Annotated in this window: 7 protein-coding genes; 6 read left to right on the forward strand and 1 reads right to left on the reverse strand. The window is 57.3% G+C overall.

The window, feature by feature from the left end:
* Positions 1-270, forward strand: a 270-nt coding sequence (locus tag AC066S_RS38050) for a hypothetical protein (protein ID WP_478271875.1), incomplete at its 5' end; no start/stop codon positions are given.
* A gap of 205 nt (positions 271-475) precedes the next feature.
* Here the strand turns inward: AC066S_RS38050 and AC066S_RS38055 are convergent.
* On the reverse strand, positions 476-1,441 hold the full coding sequence (locus AC066S_RS38055) for a hypothetical protein (protein WP_164719134.1): 966 nt from the start codon (positions 1,439-1,441) through the stop codon (positions 476-478).
* Positions 1,442-2,401: 960 nt separating this feature from the next.
* Here AC066S_RS38055 and AC066S_RS38060 point away from each other — a divergent pair.
* The 5 genes from AC066S_RS38060 (at position 2,402) to AC066S_RS38080 (ending at position 8,994) form a co-directional block, all read left to right on the forward strand.
* Positions 2,402-3,724, forward strand: coding sequence for an NtaA/DmoA family FMN-dependent monooxygenase (locus AC066S_RS38060; protein ID WP_430642575.1), 1,323 nt, complete (start codon positions 2,402-2,404; stop codon positions 3,722-3,724).
* Between the two features lie 119 nt (positions 3,725-3,843).
* The gene (locus tag AC066S_RS38065; RefSeq protein WP_235884952.1) at positions 3,844-5,448 is read left to right on the forward strand and encodes an ABC transporter substrate-binding protein; all 1,605 of its coding nucleotides are present in this window, start codon (positions 3,844-3,846) and stop codon (positions 5,446-5,448) included.
* A 4-nt stretch (positions 5,449-5,452) separates the two neighbouring features.
* Positions 5,453-6,409, forward strand: coding sequence for an ABC transporter permease (locus tag AC066S_RS38070; protein WP_478271876.1), 957 nt, complete (start codon positions 5,453-5,455; stop codon positions 6,407-6,409).
* Positions 6,406-7,269, forward strand: coding sequence for an ABC transporter permease (locus AC066S_RS38075; protein ID WP_126262012.1), 864 nt, complete (start codon positions 6,406-6,408; stop codon positions 7,267-7,269). Before AC066S_RS38070 ends, AC066S_RS38075 begins: the two co-directional genes overlap by 4 nt.
* The gene (locus tag AC066S_RS38080; protein WP_478271877.1) at positions 7,270-8,994 is read left to right on the forward strand and encodes a dipeptide ABC transporter ATP-binding protein; all 1,725 of its coding nucleotides are present in this window, start codon (positions 7,270-7,272) and stop codon (positions 8,992-8,994) included.
* The last annotated feature ends 653 nt before the right edge of the window (positions 8,995-9,647 follow it).

Below are 9,647 nucleotides of genomic sequence, written 5' to 3' on the forward strand. Positions count from 1 at the left end.
CAGCGATCGCCCAAGAGCAATTTGCAAGAAACTGCGGGCTCACCCGCCGAAATCCTGCGAACAGAACCATGTCTGTTCGCCAAAAATCGATTCTCTCTCAACGGCTTGCGTGTTCTTCACAACCGACTAGCTAACGCGAGGGATGCTGCGCTTTCAGCGGCTTACCTCGCCAAATCCGCCTGCCAACCCCTGAAGCCGGCTGATAAATTCCTGCCACGCGACACAATGCACCCAAGATGCCACGATGCTTCAACGAGCGGAAAGGGATGAGGGGACAAGATCGGTGTCCTCCTGACCTTCCGTCGGGACTGTCAACCGCTGTACGGCTCGATCGGTGCCTTCATCGGGCTGTCGGTCGCCCCCTTTACGCTTAATCTGTTGTGCATGAGGCGGAGCTGATGCGCCGCTTTTCTTCGTTGCAGGGGATTGTGGCGCTTAGTCGCCAACGAATCTGCCAAATGGCGCGATCGACCATCTACACATTACTCTCGCGCTTGTAGGGATTTGCTTCGCTACTGGTGCGGTAGCTTTCCAAATTGCCTCCAAGGAACAGGCGCTCGGTTTCCCGGGTCGGCGTTCTGCCCAGTGAGCACATCAAATCGACGTCCCCATCGATGGTGTCCTGATCCTCCGCGTTCATTCCAAGCCCAATGCTACTCAGCACGTCGTCGGGCGTCCAGATTGTGGTCTTCGGTACGGTATAGGTGTGTAGCGCGTCCGCATTGTTGGCAATCGCTCTCGCCCACGGATCGCGAGAGACGACGAGTTTTGACGGATCTTCAACTAACGATACGAAGGGTGAGGCTGTAGTCTTCCCCCGCATATGCCAACCAGCTTGGCGGGCTCGGTCCATGGGATACCGCTCCAGAGGATATCCAACGGAAGAATGATCCCGAGCCGTGTTGCGGACATGAGATATTGCGCTCGTATTTTCTTCCGTGCGCGGCTTGCAATCAGTGTCCTGATTCTGAAAACGCCGCAGTGTGACATATGACGACCCCGCCACGTCGTCGAATACGCGATCTCGATCAATGGCAGCGTCGGTCGCCGATGACCAACGTGCTGCTTGTTGCGCGGCAAGTTCGATCTCGTTCCGAAGTGCGTCAAGAGTGGCGCCAGTCAATTTTGCGGCAAGCTGAGCGCGCGCACTGACGTATGATGAGGCTGGATAGCGACTGGGTTCCGAGGTCGCCTCGTTTAACCCAGATGAGGGCGCGGCGCTCGCGGAATCTGCCGCTAAGGAGACTGGCTCCGTGGTTGGGCAGACCGAGTCCAAGTCATCTAGAGCCAAGTCATTCAGCTGCTGCTCAAAGTTTGCTTGGTCTTCTGAACTTGTCGGTGCGCTGGTTTGGGCGCTAAGCTCGTCCTGCTGTCGACCGACATGGTGCGGCCACTGAACCTCAAAGGAATTGTCTGCGGCATTCCGTGGATCAACATTCATCTCTCTACTCCCTTCGAAGGGCCGCCTATCGGCGTGGATTGTTGCAGGTGCAGCTTTCGAGAAGCTGACGATCGATTAAGCTGAGACCGGGTTGCTCGACCGCCGCGCCGCGTTCGCGCGATAATTAACGACGCTCCAGCATCCTCGAATCCAGCGCAGCTTCGAAGCGTTGCGTGTAACGCTGTATCTATAATCTAGGATGGTTCATCGCATTATTAGATGGTGGGCTTGGCGACGCCTTATTGATCGGATGTCACTTTGCAGCGCGGCAGCAAGCGGTTGACCCATCATGTCGCGCCAAAACTGCCGTGTGTTCTCGAGCGCATCGAGTCATCTCAGCGTCGCGCCGGCGCTCCCAATTGCAGTCGCTACAATTACGCAGCGCGTGTTCGGTGGGCCTGATCAGAGAACGCTTGGGATTAAGCGAAGTAAGGTTTAGACACGGCAATAGAAGAGCATGCCAATGGACGATAGTAGAATGAAATACTCAACTATTGCGTTTGCATGGTCTGGACCTCTAAAGATCCTCTAGCATGATCATTGCTCGCTCTCGGGAGTCCAAAATTTTCGATGGCGAATCCCATCCAAAACATCTTCCTGAAAAGGAGCTGGCTTCTTGAGGAATTCTGGAGAGGCGATGTGAATGTACTCGTGTGGAAGCAACCCGCCGCTGGGGACAAGCTGTCACGTCGGCGTAATCGGCGACCAGCGTGGTCGAAGCTCTTCTCTGCCGCGCCCGTTCGGAGAAGATCGCAAGACCTAGCAAAAGCTTCTTTGGTGACATTCTTCTCACATCAGCCGGCTGTTTGTTGTCTATCGCTCAAATTGGCTGCCCGGAGCACATGCAAGGTGCGCTTGCGCGAAAGCGAAGGCTGGCTGCCGAGATCAACTCGTCCACAAGGCCCGCCAAGCAGCTCAGATGCCGCCGCATGAGTGGCTGTTATGTCTTCGGGTAACTCCATGCTTCATCTTGGCTTAAATCTTCATGGTGCGGGTGGTCATTCCGCAGCATGGCGCTGGCGGGGCACAAATCCAAGCGCCTTTTTTGACATCGAGCACTACGTCCGCGCTGCGAAGATTGCGGAGCATGGTCTGCTGGATGCTGTATTCCTCGCCGATACCCCCGCGATAAGTTCCGACATCACACACCAGCCACCGCTTAATGGGCTCGAACCGACGCTGGTTCTCGCCGTGATTGCGCGTGAAACGGACCGGATTGGTCTGATTGCGACGGCGTCGACTACCTACAACGAACCATATAATCTTGCCCGGCGGTTCCAATCGCTCGATGTCATCAGCCGCGGGCGCGTTGCGTGGAACGCGGTCACGACGTCGAGTCCGGCGACGGTTGCGAACTTTGGCGGTCGAGAGATTGGGCGAGCGGATCGCTACAGACGTGCGGAGGACTTCGTTGAAACGGTCCGTGCTCTCTGGCTGAGCTGGAGCGGCGAGATAGTCATCGCCGATCAGGCTGCGGGTGTTTACGCAGATCAGAGCCGATTCCGCCTGCTCGATCCCGCTACCAATAGTTTCGGCATCCGGGGCCCACTTACGCATCCCGCTTCGCCCCAAGGCCACCCAGTCATCGTTCAGGCTGGCGGTTCGGATCCCGGATTACGGCTTGGCGCCCGCAGTGCAGATGTCGTGTTTGCGGCAGCCGGGGACTTGACAACGGCGACGCAGGAGGCAGAGCGCCTGCGCGCGCTTTCTCGGCAATTCGGCCGCCCTGCGGCCCCGCTCATCCTGCCAGGCCTTGTCACCTGTATCGGGGGCACCGAGGAAGAAGCGGCTCGTCGCAAGGAAAACCTTGACGGACTCCTCGATATGGAGCGCGCCACCGTTGCTCTTGCACGAAGCATGGGCGTGGCGGTCGAGAAGCTCAGCCTCGAAAGGCCAATCCCGGAGGAGATTTTGCCTACTGCAGATGATGTTCCTTTTTCTGTCGGTCACCATCGCACGGTTGAGACTCTGGCGCGTCAAGGCCGGACGGTTCGCGAAATCATTAGCAGCGTTCAAGCGTTTGGCCACCGCTTGCTCGTGGGTGCACCTGAGCAGATTGCGGACTCGATTGAGGCGTGGTTCCGCGCTGGCGCGGTTGATGGTTTCAACATCATTCCGGACGTGCTGCAAGATGGCACTTCAGCGTTTGTCGACAATGTGGTGCCCATCCTGCAGAAGCGCGGGCTCTTTCGCAAAGAATATCGAGGGCAGACGCTGCGAGAGCATTTCGGGCTTTCCATTCCTTTCGGGCCGACACGAGCCACAGCTAGCTCACCGCTATGACGCTTCCTCAACATCAAATCATTTGGAGACTGGATATGCATTCATCGAATGCGCGGTCAACGAGGCGATTCACTGGAAAGTCGAGCTATCCAGCAAGAACCGTTAAGGCGACCCTTCTCGTGCTCTTGGGCCTGTCGCAATTGCCGTCAAGTATTCATGCTCAAGAAGGGGTAGCCGGCAGCATAAAGCGAGGAGGCGTTATTCGTTACGGGCACTTTCAAGAGCCGGCATGCCTCTTCGGGGGATGGGTGCAGCAATGGTATCTGCAACGCCAGTACAGCGATAATCTGGTCGCCCGCAGCGAGGATGGCAAGATTGTGCCATGGCTGGCCGAGTCATGGACAATTTCCGATGACAAGAAGATTTACACATTCGAGATAAAGCCGAATGTGAAGTTCACGGATGGCACTTCTCTGGATGCGCAGGCCATCGCGGATAATATCAACGGATGGCTCAGCAACGACCCTGATCTGCGCAATCCGACTGCTGCTCCGTATCTTAGCGATAGCTTCGAATCGGCAAGTGCAATCGCTCCTCTGAGGTTACAGGTAACCTTGAAGGTGCCATTTCAACCCTTGCTGAACGTGTTTGCTCAATCCTCACAAGGCATTCTCTCACCATCCGCGCTCAAGCGCGGACTTGCGGTAAACTGCGAGAACCCAGTCGGCTCAGGTCCATTCATTGTCGACAAATGGCGTCATGGACGGGAGGTCACCTTCCGCCGCAATCCCGACTACAACTCGGCGCCGGCCAGCGCCAAACATCAAGGGCCGGCTTACATTGACGGAATCAGCTGGAAGTTCCTGCCAGATCAGACCGTCCGGTACGGCTCGTTCATCACGGGCGAGACCGATGCCATATACGATATCCCAGCTATCGCATGGAAGGAGGCCAATTCCCGTTTTCCAGTATTGCGGCACATTACCGGCGGTACCCCTCTGCGCCTGGCGTTGTATACGGCGCGGCCTCCATTTGACGATGTGCTCGTCCGCAAGGCGTTTGCCTATTCGACTGACCGGAAGGCCGCAGTCGACACATCATTCCTTGGCTCTTTGCCATTTGAAGGCAACGGTGCGCTTAGTCAGAGCTCGCCGGAATACCTGCGCGAGCTCGGGCAGTCGTATACGTACGATATTCGGAAAGCCAATCAATTGCTTGATCAGGCGGGTTGGACCGAGCGTAATCCTAGCGGCGTTCGTGTTAAGAATGGCAACCCGCTCATCGTGCGCGTGTCCTATTCGAACGCTTTTCTGAAGCCAGATGGCGAGCAAGCCTTGCAAGTTATCCAGCAGCAGGCAAGAGCGGCCGGTTTTGACGTACGTCTTCAGCCTACTAATCCAGCTGATTTCTTCGCCGGAAAAAACCTCGGACCCGATGATTATGAGGTTGTTCTCCTCTATTGGGTTGCCCCCGGCGCGGAGATATTCCGGATCTCGTGGAAGCCCGATCAGAAGGGCGAGACTAATCGCTTCAATCCCTCACGCTATCAAGATCTGACGCTTTGGGACGTCATTCAAAGGGCGGAGCAGGAACTCAATGGGGCGCAGCGTACCGCCCTCTATCAGCAGGCGGAACGGAAGATCGTGGATGAGGCTCCTGTGATTGGCCTCACGGTGCTGGACGTAACGTTGGCGACCAGGCCGAACCTCAAAGACGTTTGGCTGGACCGCGGCTCGGTTGGCGAACCCGTTTTCTATGACGCTCATTTCGATGATGGGAAGTGACGCCGTGAAGATAGTAGCCCATTATCCCATTGTTTGGTTCACGCGCCGGATATTCTCCGGCGTGGTCGTGGTGTGGGCTGCCTTAACCTTCGCGTTCTTGATTCAATGTGTGCTCCCTGGCGACCGCGCCCAAATCATCATCAATGCGACAAGCGGCAACGTCGGACTCGCGTCATCGGCAGAACTTGCGGCGATCAATGCGAAATACGGATTTGATCAACCGCTCGCGATTCAATACGGAAGATACATACTGCGAATCCTGCATGGAGACCTTGGCGAGTCATACCAGCAGCATCGGCCTGTCGCAGGGATCATCGCCGAACAGATTGGCCCTACCATCATTCTGGCGGTCACCGCGCTACTGCTCGCATGGATTATCGCAATCCTGACGACCTTGTTCATCGCCGGCAGGGACAACATGTGGGCGAAGTTGCTCAATGACACGCAGGTCTTTTTTGCAACCGCGCCGCCCTATTGGCTGGCCACAATTCTGCTGGTTGTTTTTGCGGTAAAGCTGCGCATTTTTCCGGTCATCGGTGGAAGTTCACCGGCCGGGCTCATTCTGCCGACACTTGCGTTGGCTCTTGAATTATCGGGCTTTTTCGGACAAGTCGTTCAGAACGAGTTCACGCGCGTGCTCGAGCAGCCGTTCGTTGCATCCGCGCGGGCCAGAGGCATGAGTGATTTCGGCGTCAGGCTTCGCCATGTCCTCCGCCATGCCGCATTGCCTGGCATTACTTTATCAGGTTGGGCGCTCGGAAAACTGCTTTCGGGCGCGATTTTGATCGAGGTGGTTTTCGCCCGTCAAGGCCTCGGTGGAGTCCTTGTTGCTGCAACGTCCTCGCGAGACGTTCCGATTGTCTCGGGAGCTGTTTTGATTTCTGCGGGCCTATTCGTTCTTGTCAGTTTGATTGTCGATCTGACTTACCGGTTGGTCGATCCGAGGATCAAGTTGACATGAGCATGTTCGCCGAAGCTACCGAGTCTCGGTCGCTCAAAGAGGTCCTGGCAATCGTTCGCCATGTTCCGTTCCGAGTTGCCGCCTGTCTTATGATCATTGGCCTCTTTGCCCTCGCGGCTGTGGCGCCAAAGGTGCTGCAGACGCACGATCCGCTCGCTATTGATTTGAGATCGTCATTGCAGTCTCCGTCGATCGCCCATTGGTTGGGAACTGATCAATTGGGTCGAGATCTTTACTCTCGAGTAGTCGAGGGGGCAGGCCAATCCCTGGCTATTGGACTAGGCGCGACGGCGCTGAGCATGTCCATTGCGATCGTTTTCGGCGTCGCCGCCGCACTTTCTGGTGGCGTATGCGACAGCATCCTGAGCCGGATTGTCGACGTGCTCTTCGCAATTCCCACGCTCCTGCTCGCCCTTGTGTTCGTGACCGTTTTTGGGCCGTCGGTATTGACTGAGGTCATAGCTGTCGGAATCGGCACAGCGCCAGGCTATGCGCGCATGATCAGGGGCCAGGTGCTTGCCATCAAGGGGACAGGGTATGTAGAGGCCGCTAAGGTGCTGGGCCATCCATTTCCCCGTATTGTCTGGAGGCATATTCTTCCGAACGCCATGAACCCGCTGACGGCAATGATGACGATCGGCGTAGGTCAGGCGATTATATGGGCCTCCGGTCTTGCTTTTCTAGGACTCGGCGTCGCTCCCCCGGCGCCTGAATGGGGCGCGCTGCTCAATGCCGGGCGCAATTATGTAATCTACGCCTGGTGGCTGGAGATCATACCCGGTTTGGCAGTTACGGCGTTTGCCCTCAGCCTCACCATCATCGGGCGCCATCTACAGGACCGTCTGGAAGGAAAAACGTGAATGTCACAGGGGCGCCCACAGCCTGTCCCGCAGCAGCCAGACCTCCTCACGGTCGATTCGCTGCGTGTCTCCTTCGGTCGCGCCATCGACGAGAAACCGGTTGTGCGCAGTATATCCTTCTCCCTCCGGCCGGGACGGTGTCTTGCGATTGTCGGTGAATCCGGCTCGGGCAAGAGCGTGACTGCGCGGGCTCTCATAGGCCTCGCTGGTCGCTACGCCAATGTTCATGCACGCCAGCTAAGCTTCGACGGGACGAACCTGATGGGTCTTAGCGATCGTGCCTGGCGGGGCATCCGCGGCAACGAGATTGGCTTTGTATTACAAGATGCACTCGTCTCACTTGATCCGCTTCGCCGGATCGGCAAAGAGATTGGTGAAGGCTTGCTCCTCCACGGCGCGGTATCATCGCGCGAGGAGCTCGCGCAGCGCGTCATTGCTCTTCTTAAGCTCGTCGGTGTCCCCGACCCCGAGACCAAGGCCAAGCAGCTGCCGCATCAGTTATCCGGCGGCCAGCGTCAACGGGCTCTCATCGCTTCGGCACTTGCGCTCGATCCCCGCATCCTGATCGCCGACGAGCCGACGACCGCTCTCGATGTGACGGCGCAAGCTCATGTGCTGTCACTCCTTGAGGAGACCAAAACGAGGGGCAAGGCTCTGATCCTGATCAGTCACGATCTGGCAGTGGTCTCCCGCGTGGCGGATGAGATCCTCGTCATGCGAGAAGGCGAGGTCGTCGAACGCGGTAACGCCGGCCAAATACTCAAAGATCCGGAGCACCCCTATACTAAGCAGCTGCTGGACGCCGTGCCATCAGGCCGGCCGCGCGGCTCACGCCTCTCACCGTCCACTATTGTGCGTTCGCCTGCCCGGCAAACGCAGCCAGAAGTGCAATCGCCACCGAAATCTCGTCCCATCCTGCTCGAAGCGACAAGTCTGGTGAAGCGCTTCAAGGGCCCGGATGGCACTTTACGGACGGCTGTGGACGGCGTCTCCTTCGAACTGCGATCCGGCGAGACTTTGGGCATCGTAGGTGAGTCCGGATCAGGAAAGTCAACGATGGCGCGCATGGTCCTGGCGCTCGAGGAGCCTGACGAGGGAGCCGTTCAGTTTGCAGGCCGGCCTTGGACCGCGCTCGCCGAGCGCGAACGGTGGACTCGGCGGCGGTCGCTATCAATGATTTACCAGGATCCTCTTGGCTCGTTTGATCCACGTTGGACGGTCGGACGCATCATATCCGACAGCCTTTCGAGTGAGGTTGAGATACGGCGCAAACGGCAGGAGCGCGTTATCGAGCTGCTCGATCTGGTCGGGCTATCCGAGGCCTTGCTGGACCGACGACCGCTCGAGCTTTCGGGCGGTCAGCGCCAGCGCGTTGCGATCGCCCGCGCGATCGCACCAAATCCTGCCGTCATCGTCTGCGATGAGCCGGTTTCGGCGCTCGACGTCTCGATCCAGGCCCAGGTCTTGGACCTGCTCGGCGATCTGAAGGAACACGTCGGCGTAAGCTATCTCTTCATCTCGCATGATCTCAGTGTTGTTCGCCAAATCAGCGATCGCGTCATAGTTATGCGCCGGGGGAGAATCGTCGATAGTGGCGCCACTGAAGAGATATTTCGCAATCCAGAGTCTGAATATACCAAGAGCCTTATCGCCGCCATGCCGCGTCTTGTGCGCGACCACCAGATAGGTCATTCAGCCACGATCCTCGAAGAAGGCATCGCATGACGCCTTCGAATCCGATTCTTTATCATAAAATTATCTATCTCCGATCGCGGGGCATTCGCCTTTGCGCGCCGAGTTGGTCACGATTACGCGCTCCATCACCGCTCGAACAGGACAGTCTGTGGCGCGGGTTCCCCCTTGATGGACTGGCCGGCGCGCGGAGCAGGGCGAGCCGAGTTCGAACACTCGTTAACCCTGAGCTCGGCGATCCGCAAATGTCGGATTGCAAGTCATCGATTGCGTGCTCGCAAAGGACGGGCGCTCTTGCGCTCCTGCAAACGAGCTCGCAATCTTCGCTTTCACGATAGCCTTGCCATCATGGTGCGGTCCCTGACATCGAGAGTGTGTTTGTCAGGTTCAAAACATTCGGCGTCAATATTGATTTCATGACGTCTATTCAGCTCTTAATTGCGACTGATGCGGCTGGCACGGTCATTGCTATCGGAAAGGAGGTAACGCCGAGTAGGGGCCGACTTCAGCCCCGTGAACGATCACTTTTCCGCCCGGAAGCCGTGGGTCCATTCTGAAAAGTCGACCGTGAAGAACGTTGATCATGAGGTCTGTTGACGGGATGACCAGGCGCCGGCGAACAGGAAGGCGCAGCAGATCCGGACAAACAAAGTCGTGAGCCAGAGGATCAGAATCCGGAAGTTGTA

Source organism: Bradyrhizobium sp. CFUWI (genome assembly GCF_056429085.1).

What these genes read in the sequence shown, in the direction of transcription:
- AC066S_RS38055 (WP_164719134.1), bottom strand. Translation starts at nt 1,441, where the DNA reads ATGAATGTTGATCCACGGAATGCCGCAGACAATTCCTTTGAGGTTCAG.
- AC066S_RS38060 (WP_430642575.1), top strand. Translation starts at nt 2,402, where the DNA reads ATGCTTCATCTTGGCTTAAATCTTCATGGTGCGGGTGGTCATTCCGCA.
- AC066S_RS38075 (WP_126262012.1), top strand. Translation starts at nt 6,406, where the DNA reads ATGAGCATGTTCGCCGAAGCTACCGAGTCTCGGTCGCTCAAAGAGGTC.
- AC066S_RS38080 (WP_478271877.1), top strand. Translation starts at nt 7,270, where the DNA reads ATGTCACAGGGGCGCCCACAGCCTGTCCCGCAGCAGCCAGACCTCCTC.